This window comes from Sphingobium sp. HWE2-09, assembly GCF_035989265.1.
GTDB lineage: Bacteria > Pseudomonadota > Alphaproteobacteria > Sphingomonadales > Sphingomonadaceae > Sphingobium.
The window spans coordinates 1,769,959-1,794,075 of record NZ_JAYKZX010000003.1 but is presented as its reverse complement, the minus strand read 5'-3'; the positions used below and the strand labels follow the sequence as shown (position 1 = coordinate 1,794,075).

Genomic DNA, 24,117 nt, shown 5'->3' with positions numbered 1-24,117 from the left:
GCTTGCCCTCCACGGCGCCCGAACCCCGTCCGCTGGTGGACGGGCAGACGGATGCAGCACTATAACGATCCGCGTCGTCAATCGCCCCGTAACAATCCCTGAGCAGGAAGCAAGTCAGCCCTGCGCAGGAAGCAAGCCGGGCGGCCTGTGATCTGCAAGCCGTTTGCAACAAGGGTCTTAGGGGCAGAAACATGGTCTAGGCGCTGGACCTTTGCGCATTTTTTGTTATGCGGGCGGCAACCAGCAGACATCCCTGAGAGGCTCGACGAGCGATGGCCGAATTTGCGTTGCCCAAGAATAGCAAGATCAGCGGCAAGGGTGTTACCCACCCGGCGCCTGCGGGGGCGACCAACGTCCGCAGCTTCAAAGTCTATCGTTACGATCCCAATTCCGGGCAGAACCCGCGCTACGACACGTTCGAGATCGACCTGGACAGCTGCGGCCCGATGGTTCTGGACGCGCTGCTGAAGATCAAGAATGAATATGATCCCACGCTGACCTTCCGCCGCTCGTGCCGCGAAGGCATTTGCGGTTCTTGTTCGATGAACATGAACGGCAAGAACGGCCTCGCTTGCACCACCGCGATCGACGAATGTTCGGGCAAGGATGTGCGCATCACGCCGTTGCCGCATATGGACGTGATCAAGGATCTGGTGCCTGATTTCACCCATTTCTACGCCCAGTATAATTCGATCCAGCCTTGGCTCAAGACCGTGTCGCCGCCGCCTTCGGGCAAGGAGCGGCTGCAGTCGCCCGCCGACCGTGAGAAGCTGGACGGGCTGTATGAGTGCATCCTGTGCGCCTGCTGCTCGACCAGCTGCCCATCCTATTGGTGGAACAGCGACAAGTTCCTGGGTCCGGCGATCCTGCTGCAGGCCTATCGCTGGCTGGCGGACAGCCGCGACGAATATACCGGCGAGCGTCTGGACGAACTGGAAGATCCGTTCCGCCTGTACCGCTGCCACACCATCATGAACTGCGCGAATGTCTGCCCCAAGGGTCTGTCCCCGGCCAAGGCGATCGCGGAAACCAAGAAGATGATGGTCGAACGGCAGCTGTAAGTTGACGAGCGACGGCATAGCGGGCGGCACGGCGCTGCCCGATGGGAAATGGGCGGGCTGGGCCGCATGGTCCGACCCGCATCCCGATACGTTCCTGCAGGCGATCGGCCGCGGCTATATGCGCAGCGACGCGCCGGGCAAGGCGCTGGTCGCGCTGGAAACGCGATCCAGCCATCGCAACCGGCTCGATACGCTGCATGGCGGGTTCCTCGCTGCCTTTGCCGACCATGCCTATTTCGGCGGGCTGTGGGCGATGGGGCATAAGGACCAGATCAACGGCGTCACCATCGACCTGTCGATGCAATATCTGGGCGCGGGCCGGGTCGGGCCGGACCTGGTCGCGGAGGTCGAGTTGCTGCGCGAGACCGGGCGGCTGCTGTTCCTGCGCATGATCCTGACGCAGGAGGGGCAGCCGGTCGCGGCATCGACCGCCACGGTTCGCAAGGCGCCCAGCCCCAAGTGACCAGCGTCCTTTCCCGCTATGATGCACTGGTGAAGGCGGGGGAATTGCGGCCCGATCCGGACCAGCGGGCGGCGGCCGAGCGACTCGATGCGTTGCAGCGGGAATTGGAAGCGGCGCCGGCGCGCGGATCGACGCTGTGGAAATTGTTGCGCAAGGCGCCGGAGCCGCCGCGCGGCCTCTATATGTGGGGCGGGGTCGGGCGCGGCAAATCGATGCTGATGGACCTGTTCTTCGACACGGTGCACATTCAGCGCAAGACGCGGGCGCATTTCCACGAATTCATGCTCGACGTCCATGCCCGGCTGGCGCAGGCGCGCAAGTCCGAGACGGGCGATCCGATCCCGCCGGTGGTGGATTCGATCGCCGACGAAGCGCGGCTGCTGTGTTTCGACGAGATGGTCGTCAATAATATGGCCGACGCGGCGATCATGTCGCGGCTGTTTACGGGATTATTGGAAAAGCGGGTGACGATCGTCACCACGTCCAACCGCGAGCCCGACGAACTGTATAAGAACGGCCTCAATCGTCAGCTTTTCCTGCCGTTCATCGACCTGATCAAGGTGAAGCTGGACGTGATGACGCTCAATGGTCCGGTCGATTATCGGCGCGACCGGTTGGGCGACGCGACTTTGTGGCATTGCCCCAATGGCGAGGAAGCGACGCAGGCGCTCAGCACTGCCTTCTTCCGGTTGACGGACTATCCCCCGTCCGACCGCGCCCATGTGCCGTCGGAGGATATTCCGGTTCAGGGCGGCCGCACGCTGCATGTGCCCAAGAGCCTGAAGGGCGTCGCGGTGTTTTCCTTCAAGCGGCTCTGCGCCGAAGCGCGGGGCGCGCCGGACTATCTGGCGATCGCGCGCAAATATCATACGGTCATCATCGTGGGCATTCCGGTGCTGGGGCCGGAAAACCGCAACGAGGCGGCGCGTTTCGTGACGCTGATCAATTCGCTGTACGAATATAAGGTCAAGTTGCTGGCGTCGGCCGATGCCGCGCCTGCGCGCTTGTATCCCGAAGGCGACGGCGCATTCGAGTTCGAGCGGACCGCATCGCGGCTGATGGAAATGCAGTCGGACGACTATCTCGCGCTGGGGCATGGGCCGAAATAGCGGGCGTTTTGCCGCTTGGGCGGGAACTTGATCCCGTCCTCGGATCTGTATCGATCGGGCGTCACAAGCACAGTTCATCGCCTGCCGGAATCCGCCCGTCCGATGGCGCGGCCGTCGTTCATCAGGACGCAATCTTAAGCTGGGAAACAGGCCGGGTGCCGTCATGAGAGACGGCACCCGGCAGGATAGCGCTGCAGGGAAGGCTGCTGGACCAGGGTAGGAGTCCAGAGCGACAGGCTGTGAACTTGCGGTAATGCAATTGCGAATGAATTGCAAAGATAATTTGGACTTGGGGCTTTTGGCAGGTTGAAACCCCCGTCCGAAGGGCGTAGGCGGACCAGCAATTCCAGTAGTCATGACTTGGAGGATGATTGCATATGGCCCGTAAGAAGATTGCGCTGATTGGCGCTGGCAATATTGGCGGCACATTGGCGCACCTGGCGGCGATCAAGGGACTGGGCGACATCGTCCTGTTCGACGTTGCAGAAGGCGTACCCCAGGGCAAGGCGCTCGACCTGTCGCAGTGCGCATCGGTCGAAGGGTTCGACGCCAAGATCAGCGGTTCGAACGACTATGCCGACATCGCTGGCGCGGACGTCATCATCGTCACCGCCGGTGTCGCGCGCAAGCCGGGCATGAGCCGCGACGACCTGCTGGGCATCAACCTCAAGGTCATGAAGGCCGTGGGCGAGGGCATTGCCGCCAATGCGCCCGACGCGTTCGTCATCTGCATCACCAACCCGCTGGACGCGATGGTGTGGGCGCTGCGCGAATTTTCGGGCCTGCCGCACAACAAGGTCGTCGGTATGGCGGGCGTGCTGGACAGCTCGCGCTTCAACCATTTCCTGGCGGAAGAATTCGACGTGTCGGCCAAGGACGTCACCAGCTTCGTCCTGGGCGGTCATGGCGACACGATGGTCCCGGTCATCGAATATTCGACCGTCGCGGGCATCCCCGTCCCGGACCTCATCAAGCAGGGCCGTTCCACGCAGGAGCGCATCGACGCCATCGTCGCGCGCACCCGTTCGGGCGGCGGCGAGATCGTCGCGCTGCTCAAGACCGGTTCGGCCTTCTATGCGCCCGCCACCAGCGCGATCGCCATGGCCGAAGCCTATCTGGGCGACAAGAAGCGCCTGCTGCCCTGCGCCGCCAACCTGACCGGCCAATATGGCGTCGACAATCTTTATGTCGGCGTGCCGGTCATCATCGGCAAGGATGGCGTCGAGCAGATCATCGAGATCGCGCTGAACGACGAAGCCAAGGCCAACCTGCAGGTGTCGGTCGACGCGGTGAAGGAGCTGCTGGAAGCGTGCAAGGGCATCGATCCTTCGCTGGCGTGAGGCCGACATATGACTGTTCCCCGGCGAAGGCCGGGGTCCAGTCCTGCGGTCCAAACTGGACCCCGGCCTTCGCCGGGGAACAGGAGGCTGGATGAACAAAGCCGGTTACGTTTATATCATGGCCAGCCAACGCAACGGCACCTTGTATATCGGCGTAACCAGCGATCTGGTGCAGCGGGTCTATCAGCATCGAAACGGGTTGATCGACGGGTTCACCAAGAAATATGGATGCAAATATCTGGTCTGGTTTCAGGCCTTTGACGATCTGGATGAAGCCAGGCGTCGGGAATTGCAGATGAAAGAGTGGCGACGGGCCTGGAAACTTCGAGAAATCGAAGCGGTCAATCCACAATGGGACGACCTCTACTTGTCGCTGATGTAGCCACTGGACCCCGGCCTTCGCCGGGGAACGCAAAGGACCGGAAGATATATGTCGATCCTCATTAACAAGAACACCAAGGTCATCACGCAAGGCATGACCGGTGCCACCGGCACCTTCCATACCGAACAGGCGCTGGCCTATGGTAGCCAGATGGTCGGCGGCGTGACGCCGGGCAAGGGCGGCCAGACCCATATCGGCCTGCCCATGTTCGACACGGTCGCGGAAGCCAAGAGCAAGACCGGCGCTGATGCGTCGGTCATCTACGTGCCGCCGCCATTCGCGGCCGATTCGATCCTGGAAGCGATCGACGCGGAAATCCCGCTGATCGTCGCGATCACCGAAGGCATCCCCGTCCTGGACATGGTCCGCGTGAAGCGCGCCCTGTCGGGCAGCAAGTCGCGCCTGATCGGCCCGAACTGCCCCGGCGTCCTGACGCCCGGCGAATGCAAGATCGGCATCATGCCCGGTTCTATCTTCTCCAAGGGCAGCGTCGGCGTCGTGTCGCGCTCGGGCACGCTGACCTATGAAGCCGTGTTCCAGACCACCAATGCAGGCCTGGGCCAGACCACCGCGGTCGGCATCGGCGGCGATCCGGTCAACGGCACCAACTTCATCGATGTGCTGGAACTGTTCCTAGCCGACGACGCCACCGAATCGATCATCATGATCGGTGAAATCGGCGGCGACGCGGAAGAACAGGCCGCCCAGTTCCTGATCGACGAGGCCAAGAAGGGCCGCAAGAAGCCGATGGCCGGCTTCATCGCCGGTCGCACGGCGCCTCCGGGTCGTCGCATGGGCCATGCCGGCGCGATCGTGTCGGGCGGCAAGGGCGACGCGGAAAGCAAGATCGCGGCGATGGAAGCGGCCGGCATCAAGGTTGCCGCCAGCCCGTCCGAACTGGGTTCGACTTTGGTCGAGGTCTTGAAGGGGTAAAATAACTCCTACATATACGGGCGGCCGGGCTGCACCCCGGCCGCTGATTTTCCCGCTCCGCGACTGCACGCGGCTGGGACATGGACAAGATGATGGGTTACGAGAACCAGGAATTCGAGACAGAGCGCGGCCCTAGCTGGCAGCGCGACAACTGGCCGCTGAGCGACACCGACGATCTGACCGGGGCGATGGACCCCACGCAGATGCAGGTCGCCGTGAAGGCCGCGGCCAAGTCAGCGGGCAAGGCCGTGTCGGACAGCGATGCCGTCGCCGCCGCAGACGACGCCATCCGCGCGCAGATGCTGATCCGCACCTATCGCGTGCGCGGGCATCTGGCCGCTGATCTCGATCCGCTGGGCCTGGCGAAGCGTGACCTGCCAGCCGACCTCACGCCCGAATATCATGGCCTCACCGACCCGGCCAAGAAGATCTATCTGGGCGGCACGCTGGGCCTGCAATATGCCACCGTGGCGGAGATCGTCGCGATCCTGCGCGCCAATTATTGCGGCCATGTCGGCCTGGAATATATGCACATCGCCGACGTGGAGGAGCGCCGCTTCCTGCAGGAGCGTCTGGAAGGCAAGGACAAGGAAATCATCTTCACGCCCGAGGGCAAGAAGGCGATCCTGGCCAAGGTCATCCAGGGCGAGCAATATGAAAAGTTCCTGGGCCGCAAATATGTCGGCACCAAGCGTTTCGGCCTGGACGGTGGCGAGTCCATGATCCCCGCGCTGGAAGCGGTCATCAAATATGGCGGCCAGTCGGGCGTGCGCGAAATCGTGTTCGGCATGGCCCATCGCGGCCGCCTGAACGTGCTCGCCAATGTGATGGCCAAGGGCTTCCGCGTCATCTTCCACGAATTTTCGGGCGGCACCGCCAATCCCGAAGATGTCGGCGGTTCGGGCGACGTGAAATATCATCTGGGCACCTCGACCGACCGTGAGTTCGACGGCGTCAAGGTCCACATGTCGCTGGTCCCCAACCCGTCGCACCTTGAAACCGTCGATCCGGTGGTGCTGGGCAAGGTGCGCGCGCAGCAGACCTTCCGCGACGATCTGGGCAAGCATGAGCAGGTATTGCCCGTGCTGATCCATGGCGACGCGGCGTTTGCGGGGCAGGGCATCGTCTGGGAATGCCTCGGCTTCTCGGGCGTCCATGGCTACAATACCGGCGGCTGCGTCCATTTCATCATCAACAATCAGATCGGCTTTACCACCAGCCCGCAATTCTCGCGCGGCTCGCCCTATCCTTCCGACGTGGCGAAGGGCGTCCAGGCGCCGATCCTGCACGTCAATGGCGACGATCCCGAAGCCGTGACCTTCGCGTGCAAGCTCGCGATGGAATATCGCCAGGAGTTCCATCGCGACATCGTGATCGACATGTGGTGTTATCGCCGCTTCGGTCATAATGAAGGCGACGAGCCGGGCTTTACCCAGCCGCTGATGTACAAGGAAATCCGCCAGCATCCGCCGGTCAGCGACGTCTATGCGGCGCGCCTGAAGGCCGAAGGCGTCGTGGACGATGCCTTCATCGCCGAATCGACCGACGGTTTCGTCGCCCATCTGGAAGACGAGTTCGAAGCGTCGAAGAGCTACAAGTCGAACAAGGCCGACTGGTTCGCCGGTCGCTGGTCCGGCCTGCACAAGCCCGCCGATTACGAGACGGCGCGCCAAAGCGTAGAGTCCGCGATCAGCACCAAGCTGTTCGACAGCCTGGGCAAGACGCTGACCACCGTTCCCGAAGGGCTGAACGTCCACAAGACGCTGAGGCGCGTGCTGGACGCCAAGGCCGAGATGTTCAAGTCCGGCGAGAATTTCGACTGGGCGACCGGGGAAGCTTTGGCCTTCGGCTCGCTCCTGTCGGAAGGCTATGGCGTGCGCCTGTCGGGTCAGGACTCCGGTCGCGGCACGTTCAGCCAGCGTCATGCCGTGTGGACCGATCAGGACAGCGAGAATAAATATATCCCGCTGTCCACCGTGCCGCATGGCCGTCTGGAAGTTCTCGACAGCCCGCTGTCGGAATATGGCGTGCTGGGCTTCGAATATGGCTATGCCCTGGCGGACCCCAAGAGCCTGGTGATCTGGGAAGCGCAATTCGGCGATTTCGCCAACGGCGCGCAGATCATCTTCGACCAGTATATCGCTTCGTCCGAAACCAAGTGGCTGCGCTCCAACGGCCTCGTCTGCCTGTTGCCGCACGGCTATGAGGGGCAGGGTCCGGAGCATAGTTCGGCCCGTCTGGAACGCTTCCTGCAACTGTGCGCGGAAGGCAATATCCAGGTCGCCAACATCACGACCCCGGCCAATTATTTCCATGCGCTGCGTCGCCAGATGTTGCGGCCCTTCCGCAAGCCGCTGATCATCATGGCGCCCAAGTCGCTGCTGCGGCACAAGAGTGCGGTCAGCAAGGCCGAGGATTTCCTGGGCGAAACCCAGTTCAAGCGCATCCTGTCGGACCCCAATGGGGCCGCGGACAAGGAAACCAAGCGCCTGATCCTGTGTTCGGGCAAGGTGTTCTACGACCTGATGGACGCCCGCGACGCGGCTGGCGACAGCGACGTGCAGATCGTCCGCATGGAACAGATCTACCCGTTCGCGACCGACGCCCTGGCCGATCGCATCGCGCGCATGACCGATCTGGACGACGTCGTCTGGTGTCAGGAAGAACCGCGCAACAATGGCGCGTGGTTCTTTGTCGAACCCTATATCGAAGAAGCCCTGGCAAAGGCTGGCAAGGCGCCGAAGCGCGCCCGCTATGCCGGTCGCAAGGCGTCCGCCTCGCCCGCTACGGGTCTGGCGTCGCGTCATGTGTCCGAACAGGGCGCCCTCGTCGCCGATGCGCTGGGTCACAGCGTCCGTGAAGAAATCCGTCGCCAGAAGAAAGGCTGATCAAGCTCATGGCTACCGAAGTCAAAGTCCCGACACTGGGCAAATCCGTTACCGAAGCAACCGTGGGCCAGTGGCTCAAGAAGCCGGGTGAGGCCGTCAAGGTCGACGAGCCGATCGTCAGCCTTGAAACCGACAAGGTCGCGGTCGATGTGCCGTCGACCGTCGCCGGCGTCATGGGCGACATCATCGCCAAGGAAGGCGACACGGTCGAGGTCGGCGCGCTGCTGGCTTATGTGAACGAAGGTGGTTCGGCCGCCGCGTCGCCCGCTCCGGCTCCCGCTGCTGCTGCGCCTGCGGCCAAGGCCGAAGCGGCTGCGCCTGCGCCCGCCGCTTCCACGCCCGCGCCTGCCGCATCGGACGATGACGAGGGTGGCAACCTGACCCTGTCGCCTGCGGTCCGCCGCCTGGTGCTGGAACATGGCCTGGACCCGAGCAAGATCAAGGGCACCGGCAAGGATGGCCGCCTGACCAAGGACGACGTGACCGCCGCTGCAGCTGCCGGTACGGCCAAGGCTGCCGCCGGTGCGGCTGCCGCCGCGCCTGCCGCCGAGGATGCGCCTGCCGCTGGCCCAAGCCGCAAGCAGGAACGCGTCAAGATGACTCGCCTGCGCCAGACGGTCGCCAAGCGTCTGAAGGAAGCGCAGAACACCGCCGCGCTGCTGACGACCTATAACGACGTCGACATGACCAACATCATCGAGGCGCGCGCGAAATATAAGGATCTGTTCGAGAAGAAGCATGGCGTCCGTCTGGGCTTCATGGGCTTCTTCACGAAGGCCGTCTGCATGGCGCTGCGCGACATTCCGGGCGTCAACGCGCAGATCGAAGGCGACGAGATCGTCTATAACGACTTCTGCGACATCTCGGTCGCGGTATCGGCCCCGACCGGTCTGGTCGTGCCGGTCATCCGCAATGCCGAAGCGCTGAGCGTTGCGGACATCGAAAAGACGATCGGCGGCTTTGGCAAGAAGGCCAAGGAAGGCAAGCTGACGATGGAAGATATGAAGGGCGGCACCTTCACCATCTCCAACGGCGGCGTGTTCGGATCGTTGCTGTCCAGCCCGATCATCAACCCGCCCCAGTCGGCGGTCCTGGGCCTGCACCGTATCGAGGAGCGTCCGGTCGTCCGTAACGGCCAGATCGTGGCGCGTCCGATGATGTATCTGGCGCTCAGCTACGATCATCGCATGGTCGATGGTCGCGAGGCGGTGACCTTCCTGGTCGCAGTCAAGAATGCGATCGAAGATCCTACCCGTCTGCTGATCGATCTGTAATAACAGTGATATAGCCTGGCATAGGATGGAGGACGGAATGAGAAAATTTGGAATTGCCGTTGCGATTGCGTTTCTGCTGCCCGCCTCCGCCTATGCCGCCAATTGCGATGCGCCCCGGAACGGCTTCGACAATGTCTATTGCTTCGCCAAGGTCTATATGGACCTGGATCGTCAGCTGAACGATAATTATGTGGCGCTGATGAAGCTGTTGAATCCGGCGCAGAAGCAGGTCTTGCGCGATGGCCAGCGTGGCTGGATCGCGCAGCGCGACCAGCAATGCTATCGCAGCGAAGGCAATTCGAACGCCGTCAATATCGACTGCGCGCTCAGCACGACGCGTGGCCGTATCCAATTTCTTTCCGACCGTCTGGCGGAATGCCGTGGCACTGGCTGCAATCTGACGAAGCTGGGCCGCGTGGGAGAATCGTGAAATGAGTGACTTCGATTATGACGTTCTGGTGATCGGTTCGGGTCCCGGTGGCTATGTCGCTGCGATCCGTGCGGCGCAGCTGGGCCTTAAGACCGCCTGTGCCGAAAGCCGTGAAACGCTGGGCGGCACGTGCCTTAATGTCGGCTGTATCCCGTCCAAGGCGATGCTGCACGCGTCCGAACTGTTCGACGAAGCGGCCAACGGCACGCTCGCCAAGCTGGGCGTCAAGATCGACAAGATGAGCCTGGACCTGTCCACCATGCAGGGCCAGCGCATCGACGCGGTCAAGGGTCTGACCGGCGGCATCGAGTTTCTGTTCAAGAAGAACAAGGTCACCTGGCTGAAAGGTCGCGCCAGCTTCACCGGCGCGAACAGCGTCGAGGTGAACGGCGAAAAGGTGACGGCGAAGAATATCGTCATCGCGACCGGATCGTCGGTTGCGCCGCTGCCCGGCGTCGCAGTCGATAATGCGGGCGGCAAGATCGTCGATTCGACGGGCGCGCTGGAACTGGACAAGGTGCCTGGCCACCTGGTCGTCGTTGGCGGCGGGGTCATCGGCCTGGAACTGGGCAGCGTGTGGAAGCGCCTGGGCGCAAAGGTCACCGTGGTCGAATATCTCGACCAAATCCTGCCTGGCATGGACGGCGAAGTCCGCAAGGAAGCCAACAAGATTTTCAAGAAGCAGGGCTTCGAATATCGCCTGGGCACCAAGGTGACGGGCGCGGAAGTCGGCAAGAAGGGCGTGACCCTGACCGTCGAACCGGCCGCCGGTGGCGACGCGGAAAAGATCGAGGCCGATGTGGTGCTCGTGTCGATCGGCCGTCGCCCCAATACCGAAGGCCTGGGCCTCGACAAGATCGGGCTGGAACTGAACCAGCGCGGCCAGATCGAAACCGACCATGAATTCGGCACGAAGGTGCCCGGCGTGTGGGCGATCGGCGATGTCATCCCCGGCCCGATGCTGGCGCACAAGGCGGAAGACGAAGGCATCGCGGTCGCAGAGAATATCGCAGGCCTGACCGGCATCGTGAATCACGCGGTCATCCCGTCGGTCGTCTATACCAAGCCCGAAATCGCGGGCGTGGGCCTGACCGAAGAGCAAGCCAAGGAAAAGGGCGCGATCAAGGTCGGCAAATTCCCGATGATGGCGAACAGCCGCGCCAAAACCAATCACGAGCCGGACGGTTTCGTGAAGATCATCGCCGACGCCGACACCGACAAAGTGCTGGGCGTGTGGATCATTGCGGTGCCCGCCGGCACGATGATCGCGCAGGCCGCGCAGGCGATGGAATTCGGCGCATCGAGCGAGGACATCGCCTATACCTGCCACGCGCACCCGACGCATAGCGAAGCGGTCAAGGAAGCGGCTATGGCCGTGACGGGCAAGCCGATCCATATGTGATCGGTTTTGCGATCAAGCGATAGAAGGCGAGGCCTCCGCGTTGCGGGGGCCTTTTCTTTTTGGAGGGGGGCGGGGGTCACGAATTGCGCCTGTTCGCTAAGCATTGATGACGTTGTGTCAAAGCGCGATGATCGTAGCGCATCGGAACGTTAATGGCGTTCCCTGGCGAACGCCGGGGTCCAGTCCAGAGCTTAGAACTGGACCCCGGCTTTCGCCGGGGAACGTGTCATAAATTCTGGTCAATGCGGCTTGATATTAGATGGACCTAAAGTCCCTGTTCGCTAATCTTCCACGATCCGCAGCAGCTTGCGTTCGACGGGGGCGAGGACGCCTTGCAGATCCTGGCCGCGCTTCAGGATCTGGCCGCCTTCGCCGACCAGCGCCCACATGCCCTGGCGATGGCGCAGGGCGGGGCGTTTTTCTATCCGATATTCGGGGCGTTCGGCGGAGCGGCGGAAAGCGCTGAAGATGGCGGCGTCCTGTCCCATGTCCATGGCATAGTCGCGCCAATGGCCCGCCGACACCATGCGGCCGTACAGGTCCATGATCCGCTGCAATTCCAGCCGCTCGAACCCGACCTGCGCCCCTTTCGGTCCGGTTCCTGGATGGGGAAACGGCGTTACGTTCGTCATCAGGCCCGGCCACGTTCCTTGAACAAGGGCACATCTTCGCCGGGCACCACAACCGCAGGCGGTTCGGCCATCAGCGCCGCAATCCGCTTCTGCAACTGCTCGACCTCGCACTGGAGCGCTTCCAGTTTCTGCTTTTCCGGGTCGGGGCAATCCGAACAGGGCGTGCCATAGGGCATGAAGTCACGCTGATAGGCGGTGACATCCACCAGCATCGCGCGGGCGGGGATGCCGACCATGGTCGCGCCTTCGGCCACATTCTTGGTCACCACGGCATTGGCCCCTACGCGCGCGCGGGCGCCCACGGTGATCGGTCCCAGCACCTGCGCGCCCGACCCTACGATGACGCCGTTTTCCAGGGTCGGGTGCCGCTTGCCCGCGATGCCGTTGGCAGGATCGGTGCCGCCCAGCGTGACATTCTGGTACAGCGTGACGTCGTCGCCGATCTCGGCCGTCTCGCCTATCACGGTAAAGCCATGGTCGATGAAGAAATGCCTGCCGATCTTCGCGCCGGGATGGATGTCGTTGCCGGTCAGGAAGCGCGACAGGTGATTGACCGCGCGCGCCAGGAAAAACAGGTCGGCGCGATAGAGGCGATGGGCGATGCGATGAAAGGCCAGCGACCAGACGCCGGGGTAAAGCAGGATTTCCGCGCGGGACCGGGGCGCGGGGTCGCGGGACTTGATCGAATCCAGATAGGAAATGAGGCTGCGCACCATCCAGACGTCCCTGATCACTTCTGCCAATATATTGCCTGTCGCGTCATATAAGCGAAACAGGGCGAATTTTCCAGACTGTGCAATAATAAGGGCTTCGTGGGCGTAAACAGAAACTTGCTTGGCCGGAGGATATATTCCAATCATGGCGATAGACAATTCGATGAAGGGTGACGGATGATCGACATGTTAATCGCCAATTTCGGCGAAATCCTGCCGTTTATCCTGGTCGGCTTTGGTGCGCAGATCATTGATGGTGCGCTGGGCATGGCCTATGGCGTCATATCCAGCACGCTGCTGCTCACGCTGGGCGTGCCGCCTAGCCGTGCGTCGGCCAGCGTGCATGTCGCCGAAACCTTCACCACCGGCGTGTCGGCGATCAGCCATATCCTGCATCGCAATGTCGATTGGAGGCTATTCGCGCGCCTCATCATCCCCGGCGTCATCGGCGGGGTCAGCGGCGCCTATTTCCTGTCGAACATCGATGGGGCGGTGATCAAGCCCTTCGTCCTGGCCTATCTGGCGTCGATCGGTTTCTATCTGATCTGGCGCGGCTTTCACCTGCCGCCCAAGCCGCGCGATCCCAAATGGGTCGGGCCGCTGGGCCTGATCGGCGGCTTCATGGATGCCAGCGGCGGCGGCGGCTGGGGGCCGATCGTGACGTCGAACCTGTTGCTGCAAGGGTCCAGCCCGCGCCATACGATCGGGACGGTCAATACTGTCGAATTCATCCTGACCCTGTCGATCAGCCTGACCTTCCTCATCCATCTGGGCTGGGAAGCCTTCACCACCTACACGCTGGGCCTGCTGATCGGCGGCGTGATCGCCGCGCCGTTCGGGGCGATGCTGGCACGCCGGATCGCGCCGCGCATCCTTTTTTCGGCCGTGGGCGTGATCCTGACCATCACGTCGCTCTATGGCATCGGCCGATATCTTGGATTTATCGGTTGAGCTGCTTATATTCGGCTTTCTGATCGAGGAAGCCGATGAATGTCCAGTTATCTGCCTACGTTGAAGCAGCTGCAATATCTGGTGGCGCTCAAGGAGCAGGGGCATTTCGGCAAGGCGGCCGACAGTTGTTTCGTGACTCAATCGACCCTGTCGGCGGGCATACGCGAACTGGAGTCGCTGATCGGCATCACGCTGGTGGAGCGCACGCGGCGGGTGGTCCGCTTCACCGCTTTGGGCGATCGTATCGTGGACAAGGCGCATCGCGTGCTGCGCGAGGCGGAGGAACTGGCCGCGATCGCTGAAGCGTCGGGCAAGCCATTGACCGGCGAATTGCGGATGAGCGTGATCCCCACCATCGCGCCCTTCCTGCTGCCGCGGCTGTTGCCCCGGCTGCGCGCCGACCGCCCGGAACTCAAACTCTATCTGCGCGAGGAAGTGACGCAGGCTGCGATCGAATCGCTGCGGCACGGCAATGTCGATTGCGTGCTGATGGCGCTGCCCTTCGCCATGGGGGAGTTGGACAGCGAGATATTGTTCCAGGACCGGCTCTACATCGCCTTTCCGCATGACGAGCCGCGTGATCCGCCCGAATGGATCGGGCCGGACATGATCGATGAAAGCAAGCTGTTGCTGCTGGAGGACGGCCACTGTCTGAAGGACCATGCGCTGGCCGCCTGCAACCGCCCGGATCTGCGCGCCAGCGCGACGATGATGGGCACGTCGCTGCACACGCTGATCCAGATGGTCGACAATGGCCTGGGCATGACGATGATCCCGGAAATGGCGATCGCGGGCGGGATATTGGAGCATACGCGGATCGTGGCGCGGCCGTTGCAGTCCGAACGCGCCTGGCGCGACATCGCGCTGGTGTGGCGCAAGAACAGCCCGCGCGAGAAGGAATTTCATATGTTGGCGGGCATATTGCGCGATGCCGCGGCGTTGAGTTGCCGGTTGCCGGTTGCCGGAAGCGGCTTAGTGAGTGCCGGGGGTTTGCCGCAAGGGGCGGGGCGTTAGTTGAAACGGGGGGACTGGGTTCCCGCCTGCGCGGGAACACGCATCCAAGGGCGATAACTTGGGTTTATGCGCGCCAGCTCTGCGCCTTGGCTTCGTCTTCGGTGCGCGCTTCCACCCATTGGGTGGCGCCATCGCCATAATGCGCTTTTTTCCAGAAGGGTGCGTCGGACTTCATCCAGTCGATCAGGAAGGCGCAGCTTTCCAACGCAGCGGCGCGATGGCGCGAGGCGGTACCGACGAAGACGATGCGCGCGCCCGGTTCCAGCCGCCCGAAGCGGTGGATGACGCTGACGCCCAGCAGGGGCCAGCGACTTAGCGCTTCCGCCACGATCCGCTCTACCTGCGCCTGCGTCATCGCCGGATAATGTTCCAGTTCCAGCGCGATCAGGCCGTCCTCGCCCCGCACCACGCCGGTGAAGCTGGCGACGCCGCCGCCGCCCAGCGCTTCCAGCGCGGCGAGTTCAGCGCCGACGTCGAAATCCGCAGACTGGATCGATACGCGCTTCATCCGCCGGTCACGGGCGGGAAGAGGGCGAGCTCGCGCGCGTCGCCGATCATGCTGTCCAAGGGTACGAAACGCTGGTCGATCGCCGCGCGCAGCCGGGTTGGATCGCCCAGCGCCTGCGCATAGCCGCCGCCGCGGGCGGCCAGGGCGGCCACCAGATCGGCGATGGTGGTGCCGGGGGCAGGGCGATCCACTTGCTCTTCGTCATGGCCCACGGCTTCGCGCACCCAGGCGAAATAGACGATGGTCAGGGCCGCCATTGCCGGTCAGTCCATATGCCTGACGCCGACGCGCAAATAATCCCAGCCCGTTACCAGCGTCAGGATCGCCGCGGCCCATAGCGTCCAGATGCCAACCGTCTGGACGAAGGCCAGATGCGGCACTGCGCCTGCCAGGATCAGCGCGCCCAGCGCGATGATCTGAAAGGTCGTCTTCCATTTCGCCAGGCGCGATACCGGCATCGATACCTGTATCCCGGCCAGAAATTCACGCAGGCCCGACACCGCGATTTCCCGCAGCAGGATGATCATCGCGGCGGCGATATGGATGCCCGCGATATCGCGGGTCGCGGCCAGCATCAGGATGACGGCGCCGACCATGATCTTGTCGGCGATGGGATCAAGGAACACGCCCAGCTTCGACACGGTGCCCTGCGCGCGGGCGAGATAGCCGTCGAAATAATCGGTCACGCCCATCAGGCAGTAGAGGGCGAAGGCCAGCGCATAGCCGGTGGTCCAGCGTGCGCCCATTTCCCCCGGCCACAGCAAGGCGACCAGCAGCGGCACCGTCACGATCCGCGAAAGGGTCAACAAATTGGGCAGGGTCAGCATTGCCGCGAACTGCCACAGTCCGGGGCGGCGCACAAGCCGGGCTGTGTCGCGGCACTCAACCCATTGGACATAGACGCCGGCAACCGCTAGACCCCGCCCCGGTCGCCCACGGGAAAGAAGACGCCCCTATCCATGCAAGCCTCTCTCAGGCTCTTGAACAAGCGCCGTTTTTTGCCGCTGTTCGTCACCCAGTTGCTCGGCGCGTTCAACGACAATCTGTTCAAGAACGCGATGGTGCTGTTTGTCGTGTACCAGGTGTATAATGACGAGCGGTCGGAAACCTGGTTCAGCGCGCTGGCGACCGGCATCTTCATTCTGCCCTTCTTCCTGCTGTCCGCCGTATCGGGGCAGTTGGCCGATCAACGGGACAAGGCGGCGATCATCCGCTGGGTGAAGGCGGCGGAAATCCTGATCATGGGCGTGGGCGCGGTGGGCCTGGGCCTGATCTGGAGCGACATTGCGGTCCATACGGTGGCGATTCCGCTGTTGCTGCTCGCCTTGTTCGCCATGGGCATCCATTCGACCTTCTTCGGTCCGATCAAATATGCGATCCTGCCGCAGCATCTGCATGATGACGAAGTGCTGGGCGGCACCGGCCTGGTCGAGGCGGGCACCTATATCGCGATCCTGGCGGGCACGATTTTGGCGGGTGTGATCCCGGTGCAGGTCGCGGCGGTCGGCATCATCATCACCGCGCTGATCGGCTATGTCGCGGGGCGCAAAGTGCCGCCCGCGCCGTCGATGCTGCAGGCGCAGGCGATCGATTTCCATATCATCCGGTCGTCGATCGCGCTGGTCCGGGGCACGATGCATATCCGTCGGCTGTTTCTGGCGATCATGGCGATCAGCCTGTTCTGGGCGGTCGGCTCCATCCTGTTCATCCAGTTTCCGCCGTTGGTGAAGAACGTCCTGACCGCAGACAAGCCGGTCGCCAGCCTGTTCCTCGCCATTTTCTCGATCGGCATCGCGATTGGATCGGTCGCGATCAACCGGCTGCTCGATGGGCATGTGTCGGCCAAATATGCCCCGGCTTCGGTGATCGGCATGGGCCTGTGCATCGTGGCGTTCCACATCGTTTGCGATCTGTGGATGCCCGCGCCCAAGGGGCAGATGTTCTCGCTGGGCGGGTTCCTGGCCCATCCGCTCGCGATTCCCCTATCGCTGTGCCTGCTGGGGGTGGCGACGTTCGGCGGCATGTTCGTCGTGCCGCTCTATGCGTTCCTCACCACGACGGTGGAGAAATGCGAAGCGGCGCGGACGGTGGCGGCCAATAATATCGTCAATTCAGGCGCGATGGTGATCGGGTCGCTGTGCGCCATTGGCCTCAGCATCGCGGGCGTATCGGTGGTGATGCAGCTATTGCTGGTCGCCTTCCTGTCGCTGCCCTGCGCCGCAATGGCGTGGAAGCTGCACAAGGCGTGCGACGGCCCGATTTGCCACTGAACCGCGCCAAGGCTGGCGCGGTCGGGCGTTCAGAAGATGAAGCTGTAGAAGGCCGTGAAGAAGGCCGCGAAGCTGAGGCCGAACAGCTTCCAGTCGCTGTCGTCGTCGGTGATCCGCTTCTTGCGCCCGGGCGCATCCTCCATCACGCGCAGCACATGGGCGGGCAGCCGCTGGCGGAAAGGGTGGCGGGCCGATTCGGTGGTGAGGACAAGGGGTCGGTTTCGCATCATGGGTGGTTAACGCAAAATTTACCATTTAGACCATTGCCCAAAGGCGTGAATTTTCAGCTGTCCCGCCACGGGACAGGCTTGACTGTATCATATGGATAATACAGTATGGGCGGACCGATGAACGACCCTTCTCCTGTCGATCCCGCCACGCTGCCGCCGCGCGAATTTGGCGCCGGTCCGCCCAGCGCTTTTGCGCCGCCCACGCCATGGCGTCGGCGCTTTCAAATTGCGGGATGGGTGATCGCTGCGGCTCTGGCCGTGCTGATGATCCTGATCGCCTGGCTGGCGGTCACCGCGCCCCTGTCCCGATCGTTAAAGCCCATCGCGCCACCCAGCATCAGCCTGATGTCGGCGGACGGGCATTTGATTGCCCGGCGCGGGGCGGTGATCGACAAGCCGGTGACGATGGCGGACCTGCCTGCCCATGTGCCCCAGGCGTTCATGGCGATCGAGGATCGCCGGTTCCAGACGCATTGGGGTGTCGATCCGCGCGGGATCGCGCGGGCGGCCTGGCATAATCTTTGGTCCGATGGCGCGTCGCAGGGGGGCAGCACCATCACCCAGCAGCTGGCGAAAGGCGTGTTCCTGTCGAGCGACCGCACCTTCGGCCGCAAGGCGCGCGAGGCGCTGATTGCGCTATGGCTGGAAGCGTGGCTGACCAAGGACCAGATCATGGAGAGATATCTCTCCAACGTCTATTTCGGCGACAATGTGTATGGCCTGCGGGCCGCCGCGCTGCATTATTTCAACCGGTCGCCCGAACGGCTGACGATCCCGCAGGCGGCGATGCTGGCAGGATTGCTCAAGGCGCCGTCGCGGCTTGCCCCCACCAATAACCTGAAAGGCGCGCGCACCCGCGCCGCGCTGGTGACGCAGGCGATGGTCGATGCGGGCTATATCAGCCAGGGGGAGCGCAACGCGCTGTCGCCCGCCCGGCTGAACGTGCACGACACGCCCGACGCCACCACCGGCACCTATTTCGCCGATTGGGTGCTGCCGCAGGCGCGCGATCGGGCCGGGGCGGTCTATGGCGAGCAGCGGATCGACACGACGCTCGACTGGCGTATCCAGCGGCTGGCCGAAGCGGCGATCCGGCGCGCCCCGCTGGGTAGCGCGCAGGCCGCGCTGGTGGCGATGAAGCCCGACGGCAGCGTCGTCGCCATGGTTGGCGGCAAGAATTACGAGAAGAGCAGCTTCAACCGCGCAGTGCAGGCCAAGCGGCAGCCGGGATCGACCTTCAAGCTGTTCGTCTATCTGGCCGCCTTCCGCGAAGGCATGACGCCCGACGATATGATCGAGGACACGCCGATCACGACCGGCAGCTATCGCCCCGCCAATCATAGCGGCAAATATCGCGGGCGCATCACCCTGCGCCAGGCGTTCGCCGCGTCCAGCAATGTCGCGGCGGTGCGGCTGACGCAGAAGGTCGGCGTCGACAATGTCATCAAGGTTGCCCGCGATCTGGGCGTCACCGCGCCGCTGACCGAGGATTTGAGCCTGGCGCTGGGCACGTCGGAAATTCCGCTGGTCGAACTGGCCGAAGCTTATGCGGCGGTGGCGGCGGGCGCCTATCCGGTGCTGGCGCACGGCCTGCCACCAGAGGAGCAGGGCTGGTTCGAGAAACTGATGCAGCGCCAGCGCCATTTCAGCGACGATCAGCTGGAGATGATCCGCGACCTGCTGTCGTCGGCCGCCAATCGCGGCACCGGCAGCGCGGCAGCGTTGCGCACCAGCACCTTCGGCAAGACCGGCACGACGCAGGACAGCCGCGACGCCATCTTCGTGGGCTATGCGGGCGGGCTGGTGACGGCGGTGTGGATCGGCAATGACGATAATGCGCCCTTGCCCGGCGGCGCGGCGGGCGGTGGCGTGCCCGCGCGCATCTGGCGCAATTTCATGAGCGGGGCGATCAACGAGCCGGTCGAGGATGCGCCTGAAGAAACGCAGGACGCCGACCTGGTCAACGCCATCGCCAATGTGACCGTCGAAACCGGCATCGGTAACGTCGGCGTGGGCGTGGACGAAGGCGGCATGACGGTGAATATCGGCGGCAACCAGATCCGCCTGCCGGTCGATCAGCGCGCACCTGCTCCACCGCAAGGCGTGCCACCGCCCCGGATCGCGCCGACGCAGCCGGATGAGGGCGGGGACACCGGGCCATAGCGTCTGGGGATTGAGGGACTGGCAAGCCGAATCATAGGCATGACGCGGCTGTCCGCTCTTGCTGGTAGGCGGGCGGAAATCTTCATCCTGCCGCGGGTGCGATATCCTGCGTCTTCGCTCCCAACCATGTGCGGGGATTAGCCCCGCCGCTACGGCTTCCTGCGCTATGACTATCGCCGGAAAAGCGTGGCCCCACAGGCCCATCGGCACAATGAATTTTCGCCTTTTTACGCGAAGCGTGCGGTGTTAGCGCCAGAAGACATAATGAGAGGAAGGACGTCGTTCATGCCATTGCCGACATTGCTGGAGGGCCGCCTGTCGCTGCCGCTGATCGGGTCGCCGATGTTCATCATCTCGCAACCGTCGCTGGTCATGGCGCAATGCCGGGCGGGGATCGTCGGCTCCTTTCCATCGCTCAATGCGCGGCCGTCGGGCCTGTTCGAAACATGGTTGCAGCAATTGCAGGCGGAATTGACGCAGGCCGACGCGCCCTTCGCCGTCAACCTGATCGTCCATCGCACCAATGCGCGGCTGGAAGAGGATCTGGCGCTGTGCGTGCAGTATAAGGTACCGATCGTCATCACCTCGCTTGGCGCGCGGGAGGATGTCAACGCGGCGATCCATAGCTATGGCGGCATCGTCCTGCATGACGTCATCGACGACCGGTTCGCACACAAGGCGATCGAGAAGGGCGCCGATGGGCTAATCGCCGTCGCGGCGGGCGCGGGCGGTCATGCTGGCACGCTGTCGCCCTTCGCGCTGATCCAGGAAATCCGCCGCTGGTTCGACGGGCCGCTCGCCCTGTCGGGATCGATCGCCACCGGACGCGCCATCGCTGCCGCCCGCATGATGGGCGCGGACCTGGCCTATATGGGGTCGCCCTTTATCGCCACGGCGGAGGCCAATGCCGACCCGGCCTATAAGCAGATGATCGTGGACAGCCATGCCGCCGACATCGTCTATTCCGACGTCTTCACCGGGGTGCATGGCAATTATCTGCGCCCCAGTATCGTCGCGTCGGGCCTGGACCCGGACAGCCTGCCCAAGGCCAAGGACATGGATTTCGCGTCGATGACCGGCGGCGACAAGAAGGCGTGGCGCGACGTGTGGGGATGCGGCCAGGGCATCGGCGCGATCGACAGCGTGCAGCCGACCGCCGATTTCGTAGCGACGCTAAAGGCGGACTACCGTGCGGCTGTCGCTGGCTTCACCCTGTAGGAAGCCGCGCAGTTCGGCGATGAAGGCGTCGAACTGGTCGTGGTGCAACCAATGGCCGGCATTGGCGAAGGTCGCCATCCGTGCGTCGGCGAAATGGTTCATGCGCCCGTCCTTTGCCGGATTCGACGCCCAACTGTCTTCACCCAGGCAGAGCAGGGTGGGGCAGGTGATCCGCTTCCAGAAATCGGGCAGTTCCTGATCCATCCCGGCATTGGGCGCCATGGCCTTGAGATAGGGATCGAATTTCCAGCCATAGCTGCCGTCTTCGTTGCGGTTGACGCCATGGCTGGTGAGGTGGAACGCCTGTTCGACGGTCAGATGCTCGTTGCGTTCGCGCATCCGGCCGATGGCGGCCTCGATCGTGGGATAGCGGCGGGGCGTGCGCCGGGCGCTGTTGCGGCGCGATCCGATCCAGTCCTGCCAGATGTCGGGCGTCGATTGCTCGGCCTGTTCCTTCAGGCGGTCGGGCGACAGGCCCAGCCCTTCGATCGCGACGAGCTTGCGCAGCTTGTCGGGAAACAGGCCCGCATAGCGCAGGCTGATCGCGCCACCCAGCGAATGCCCCACGATGGTGACCGGCGATCGGTCGAGCAGGTCGACCAGTTGCGCCAGATCATAAACGAAATTGGCCATCATATAAGAGCCGTCCGGCGACCAGGCGCTGTCGCCATGGCCGCGCAGATCGGGCGCGATGACATGATAGTCGCGCGACAGCGCGCGCGCTGTCCAGTCCCAGCTGCGGCCATGGTCGAAGCCGCCATGCACCAGGATCAGCGTCGGCGCGGACGGGTTGCCCCAGTCGAGATAATGAAGCCGGGTCCGCAACGACGTGAAGAAATGCGAAGTAGGCGTCGGTGCGGTGGGTCTGTCCATGCGATCCTGCAAGGCTGGGATGGGATGTGGACCCCATTGGCGAACTGCACCGATGTTGCAAGCAAAGAGCGACGATAATGCCGCTTTTGCTATATTTAGAGCAGGATGATCGTCCGTCTGGCCCGTTGGACGGCAGCCCGATGATGGGCGCTAGGTGGCCGGGTCGTCCTTTATGATGGCCGTGATGGGCGCTGTCATGGGCACGGTGCGGATGGCGCTGCCGACGATGCGGGCGAGGTCGGCCTGTTTGAACGGTTTGTCCAGCCGCATCAGCCGCGCGGCGTGCGGCGGCAGTTCGGCAAAACCGGTGATGATGACCACCGGCAGGCCGGGATGGGTCTGTTCGATCGCGTCAGCCAGTTCAGCCCCGGTCATGCCCGGCATCGCATGGTCGGTGACGACCAGGTCCACCTTGCCTGTCTCCAGCAGTCGCAGTGCGTCCGCGCCGGACGACGCCTGGAACACGGTATGACCCAGATCCTCCAACATGCCTGCCGTGTTCATCAGGACGAGATCATCATCGTCCACTGCCAGGATGACTAGCGGGACGCCGGGATCGTCACGATCCTCCACCAGGGCGACGATATGCTGCGTGTCCGCATCCGTCGGCGCCATGGGCAGCCATAGGGATACGGTCGTGCCATGCCCCGGATCGCTGGTGATCGTCAGCGACCCGCCACATTGCTGGGCGAAACCATGGACCATCGACAGGCCAAGCCCGGTGCCCTTGCCGACGCCCTTGGTGGTGAAGAACGGCTCACGCGCCCGATCCAGCGTTTCGGCATCCATGCCTTCGCCTTCGTCGATTACGGACAGGCGGATATAGCTGCCTGCAGACAGGTCCGGCCGTTCGTCCTGCGACACCATCGTCTCTGCCGCTTCGATGATGATCCGCCCGCCATGCGGCATGGCGTCGCGGGCGTTGACCGCCAGGTTGAGCAGCGCCAGTTCCAGTTGGGACGGGTCGGCATGGGCTGCGCCGATGATCAATGGGAAGCGGGTTTCGATGACCGCGCCTGCGCCCAGCGTCGTCGCCAGCAGATCGGCCATGCCCTGCACCAGCGCGATGCAATCGACATTTTGCAGCTTCAGTTCCTGCTTGCGCGCAAAGGCCAGCATCCGCTGCGTCAGGGTCGCGCCGCGCTCGGCCGCGGTCATGGCATTGTCCAGATAGCGGGTGATGTCGCCGCCGGTCGTCATGCGCTGCCGCGCCAGGTCCAGGCTGCCGACGATGACCGCCAGCAAATTGTTGAAATCATGGGCGACGCCGCCGGTCAGCTTGCCGATGGCGTCCATCTTTTGCGTCTGGATAATGGCGTCGCGCGCTTCGTCCAGCGCGCGCTGCGCATCGCGCCGTTCGGTCAGGTCGCGGGTGATCTTGGCGAAACCGAGCAACTGACCGTCAGGGGTGCGGATCGGATCGATGACGACATTGGCCCAGAAACGCGATCCGTCCTTGCGGATGCGCCAACCTTCCGCTTCGAACCGACCCACCGTTTGCGCGGTATGCAATGCGCGGGAGGGGAGGCCCGCCAAGCGATCCTCCTCGCTGTAGAAGCGGGAGAAATTCTGACCTAATATCTCTTCGGTCCGATAGCCCTTGAACCGTTCCGCGCCCAAATTCCAGCTGGTCACCGTGCCGACGGGATCGAGCATGTAGATGGCATAGTCGGTCACGCTCTGCACCAGCAGGCGGAATCGCTCTTCGCTGGTGCGCAGCGCTTCCTGTGCGGCGCGGCGGTCGGTCAGGTCGCGCGTGACCTTGGCAAAGCCGAGCAGGCTGCCGTCTGGCGCGCGGATCGGGTCGATGACGACATTGGCCCAAAATTGCGATCCGTCCTTGCGAACGCGCCAGCCTTCCGCTTCGAACCGGTCATGATGCTCGGCGGTATGGAGCGCCATCGCCGGAATGCCGTTTGCCTGATCTTCGGGAGTATAGAAGCGCGAAAAATGCTGGCCGATAATCTCGTCCGCCTTATAACCCTTGAAACGGCGCGCGCCTGCGTTCCAGCTGACGATCACGCCTTGGGGATCAAGCATGTAGATGGCGTAATCGGTCACGCTTTGAACCAGCAGTTCGAAGCGGTTGCCCATTTCATCATTGGCCGCGCTAATCATAATGTCCCCGAATCCAGCGCCGGCGGACGGTGCTTCCCCTGCCATCGACAAAACGGTGCTGGATGGCAAATGTTCCAAGGGGCAGCGACATCGTCTTGATCGGCAAGGCCTTGACTTGAAACGCCGCTCTGCCCACCACGCCCAC

The 24,117-nt window shown here is 63.3% G+C and carries 23 protein-coding genes; 15 read left to right on the top strand and 8 right to left on the bottom strand.

What is annotated here, in order from left to right:
- Nucleotides 1-272 precede the first annotated feature (272 nt).
- From U5A89_RS14135 to lpdA, 10 genes are all read left to right on the top strand, one after another.
- Nucleotides 273-1,061 (top strand): succinate dehydrogenase iron-sulfur subunit, encoded by a 789-nt coding sequence (locus U5A89_RS14135; RefSeq protein WP_338161711.1) that lies wholly within the window; start codon nucleotides 273-275, stop codon nucleotides 1,059-1,061.
- 1 nt (nucleotide 1,062) lies between these two features.
- On the top strand, nucleotides 1,063-1,524 hold the full coding sequence (locus U5A89_RS14130) for a PaaI family thioesterase (RefSeq protein WP_338161710.1): 462 nt from the start codon (nucleotides 1,063-1,065) through the stop codon (nucleotides 1,522-1,524).
- The gene (gene zapE / locus U5A89_RS14125; protein WP_338161709.1) at nucleotides 1,521-2,633 is read left to right on the top strand and encodes a cell division protein ZapE; all 1,113 of its coding nucleotides are present in this window, start codon (nucleotides 1,521-1,523) and stop codon (nucleotides 2,631-2,633) included. The genes U5A89_RS14130 and zapE overlap by 4 nt, the downstream gene beginning before the upstream one ends.
- A 377-nt stretch (nucleotides 2,634-3,010) precedes the next feature.
- Nucleotides 3,011-3,973 (top strand): malate dehydrogenase, encoded by a 963-nt coding sequence (mdh, locus tag U5A89_RS14120; RefSeq protein WP_338161708.1) that lies wholly within the window; start codon nucleotides 3,011-3,013, stop codon nucleotides 3,971-3,973.
- A gap of 91 nt (nucleotides 3,974-4,064) precedes the next feature.
- Nucleotides 4,065-4,355 (top strand): GIY-YIG nuclease family protein, encoded by a 291-nt coding sequence (locus U5A89_RS14115; protein WP_338161707.1) that lies wholly within the window; start codon nucleotides 4,065-4,067, stop codon nucleotides 4,353-4,355.
- Between the two features lie 48 nt (nucleotides 4,356-4,403).
- Nucleotides 4,404-5,288, top strand: coding sequence for a succinate--CoA ligase subunit alpha (gene sucD, locus U5A89_RS14110; protein ID WP_338161706.1), 885 nt, complete (start codon nucleotides 4,404-4,406; stop codon nucleotides 5,286-5,288).
- 92 nt (nucleotides 5,289-5,380) lie between these two features.
- The gene (locus U5A89_RS14105) at nucleotides 5,381-8,176 is read left to right on the top strand and encodes a 2-oxoglutarate dehydrogenase E1 component (protein ID WP_338163060.1); all 2,796 of its coding nucleotides are present in this window, start codon (nucleotides 5,381-5,383) and stop codon (nucleotides 8,174-8,176) included.
- A gap of 8 nt (nucleotides 8,177-8,184) precedes the next feature.
- Nucleotides 8,185-9,450: a 2-oxoglutarate dehydrogenase complex dihydrolipoyllysine-residue succinyltransferase gene (odhB, locus tag U5A89_RS14100; RefSeq protein WP_338161705.1), complete on the top strand. Its 1,266-nt coding sequence runs from the start codon at nucleotides 8,185-8,187 to the stop codon at nucleotides 9,448-9,450.
- A 37-nt stretch (nucleotides 9,451-9,487) separates the two neighbouring features.
- On the top strand, nucleotides 9,488-9,880 hold the full coding sequence (locus U5A89_RS14095; protein WP_338161704.1) for a lysozyme inhibitor LprI family protein: 393 nt from the start codon (nucleotides 9,488-9,490) through the stop codon (nucleotides 9,878-9,880).
- A 1-nt stretch (nucleotide 9,881) separates the two neighbouring features.
- Nucleotides 9,882-11,282, top strand: a complete 1,401-nt coding sequence (lpdA, locus tag U5A89_RS14090; RefSeq protein WP_338161703.1) for a dihydrolipoyl dehydrogenase — start codon at nucleotides 9,882-9,884, stop codon at nucleotides 11,280-11,282.
- Between the two features lie 281 nt (nucleotides 11,283-11,563).
- Here the strand turns inward: lpdA and U5A89_RS14085 are convergent, their stop codons facing one another.
- Both U5A89_RS14085 and epsC read right to left on the bottom strand, forming a co-directional pair.
- On the bottom strand, nucleotides 11,564-11,914 hold the full coding sequence (locus U5A89_RS14085) for a DUF2794 domain-containing protein (protein WP_338161702.1): 351 nt from the start codon (nucleotides 11,912-11,914) through the stop codon (nucleotides 11,564-11,566).
- On the bottom strand, nucleotides 11,914-12,630 hold the full coding sequence (gene epsC, locus U5A89_RS14080; protein WP_338161701.1) for a serine O-acetyltransferase EpsC: 717 nt from the start codon (nucleotides 12,628-12,630) through the stop codon (nucleotides 11,914-11,916). Before epsC ends, U5A89_RS14085 begins: the two co-directional genes overlap by 1 nt.
- Nucleotides 12,631-12,804: 174 nt before the next feature.
- On the opposite strand from epsC, the gene U5A89_RS14075 reads away from it, so the two are divergent.
- Both U5A89_RS14075 and U5A89_RS14070 read left to right on the top strand, forming a co-directional pair.
- A complete protein-coding gene (locus U5A89_RS14075; protein WP_338161700.1) occupies nucleotides 12,805-13,578 on the top strand; it encodes a sulfite exporter TauE/SafE family protein in 774 nt (257 codons plus the stop codon).
- Nucleotides 13,579-13,617: 39 nt separating this feature from the next.
- Nucleotides 13,618-14,592 (top strand): hydrogen peroxide-inducible genes activator, encoded by a 975-nt coding sequence (locus tag U5A89_RS14070; protein ID WP_338161699.1) that lies wholly within the window; start codon nucleotides 13,618-13,620, stop codon nucleotides 14,590-14,592.
- A gap of 64 nt (nucleotides 14,593-14,656) precedes the next feature.
- Here the strand turns inward: U5A89_RS14070 and U5A89_RS14065 are convergent, their stop codons facing one another.
- From U5A89_RS14065 to pgsA, 3 genes are read right to left on the bottom strand one after another with little or no spacing between them, the layout of a single operon-like run.
- The gene (locus tag U5A89_RS14065; protein WP_338161698.1) at nucleotides 14,657-15,100 is read right to left on the bottom strand and encodes a molybdenum cofactor biosynthesis protein MoaE; all 444 of its coding nucleotides are present in this window, start codon (nucleotides 15,098-15,100) and stop codon (nucleotides 14,657-14,659) included.
- Nucleotides 15,097-15,357 carry a molybdopterin converting factor subunit 1 gene (moaD, locus tag U5A89_RS14060; protein WP_338161697.1) on the bottom strand — a complete coding sequence of 87 codons (261 nt, stop codon included), beginning with the start codon at nucleotides 15,355-15,357 and terminating at the stop codon, nucleotides 15,097-15,099. Before moaD ends, U5A89_RS14065 begins: the two co-directional genes overlap by 4 nt.
- 6 nt (nucleotides 15,358-15,363) lie before the next feature.
- On the bottom strand, nucleotides 15,364-15,927 hold the full coding sequence (gene pgsA / locus U5A89_RS14055; RefSeq protein ID WP_338163059.1) for a CDP-diacylglycerol--glycerol-3-phosphate 3-phosphatidyltransferase: 564 nt from the start codon (nucleotides 15,925-15,927) through the stop codon (nucleotides 15,364-15,366).
- 132 nt (nucleotides 15,928-16,059) lie between these two features.
- Between pgsA and U5A89_RS14050 the strand changes: the two genes are divergently transcribed.
- Nucleotides 16,060-17,370, top strand: coding sequence for an MFS transporter (locus tag U5A89_RS14050; RefSeq protein ID WP_338161696.1), 1,311 nt, complete (start codon nucleotides 16,060-16,062; stop codon nucleotides 17,368-17,370).
- Nucleotides 17,371-17,399: 29 nt separating this feature from the next.
- Here U5A89_RS14050 and U5A89_RS14045 read toward each other — a convergent pair whose 3' ends face one another.
- The gene (locus U5A89_RS14045; protein WP_338161695.1) at nucleotides 17,400-17,597 is read right to left on the bottom strand and encodes a hypothetical protein; all 198 of its coding nucleotides are present in this window, start codon (nucleotides 17,595-17,597) and stop codon (nucleotides 17,400-17,402) included.
- A gap of 108 nt (nucleotides 17,598-17,705) precedes the next feature.
- Between U5A89_RS14045 and U5A89_RS14040 the strand changes: the two genes are divergently transcribed.
- The gene (locus tag U5A89_RS14040) at nucleotides 17,706-19,763 is read left to right on the top strand and encodes a transglycosylase domain-containing protein (protein WP_338161694.1); all 2,058 of its coding nucleotides are present in this window, start codon (nucleotides 17,706-17,708) and stop codon (nucleotides 19,761-19,763) included.
- A 285-nt stretch (nucleotides 19,764-20,048) separates the two neighbouring features.
- Entirely contained in the window at nucleotides 20,049-20,981 is a 933-nt protein-coding gene (locus U5A89_RS14035; RefSeq protein ID WP_338161693.1) for an NAD(P)H-dependent flavin oxidoreductase, read from the top strand.
- On the opposite strand, the gene U5A89_RS14030 is transcribed toward U5A89_RS14035, so the two are convergent.
- Together U5A89_RS14030 and U5A89_RS14025 are read right to left on the bottom strand one after the other, a co-directional pair.
- Nucleotides 20,937-21,854 (bottom strand): alpha/beta fold hydrolase, encoded by a 918-nt coding sequence (locus U5A89_RS14030; RefSeq protein WP_338161692.1) that lies wholly within the window; start codon nucleotides 21,852-21,854, stop codon nucleotides 20,937-20,939. The two genes, U5A89_RS14035 and U5A89_RS14030, sit on opposite strands and share 45 nt — an antisense overlap.
- Before the next feature lie 150 nt (nucleotides 21,855-22,004).
- Complete coding sequence (locus tag U5A89_RS14025) at nucleotides 22,005-23,972, bottom strand: hybrid sensor histidine kinase/response regulator (protein WP_338161691.1); 1,968 nt, start codon at nucleotides 23,970-23,972, stop codon at nucleotides 22,005-22,007.
- Nucleotides 23,973-24,117: the final 145 nt, after the last annotated feature.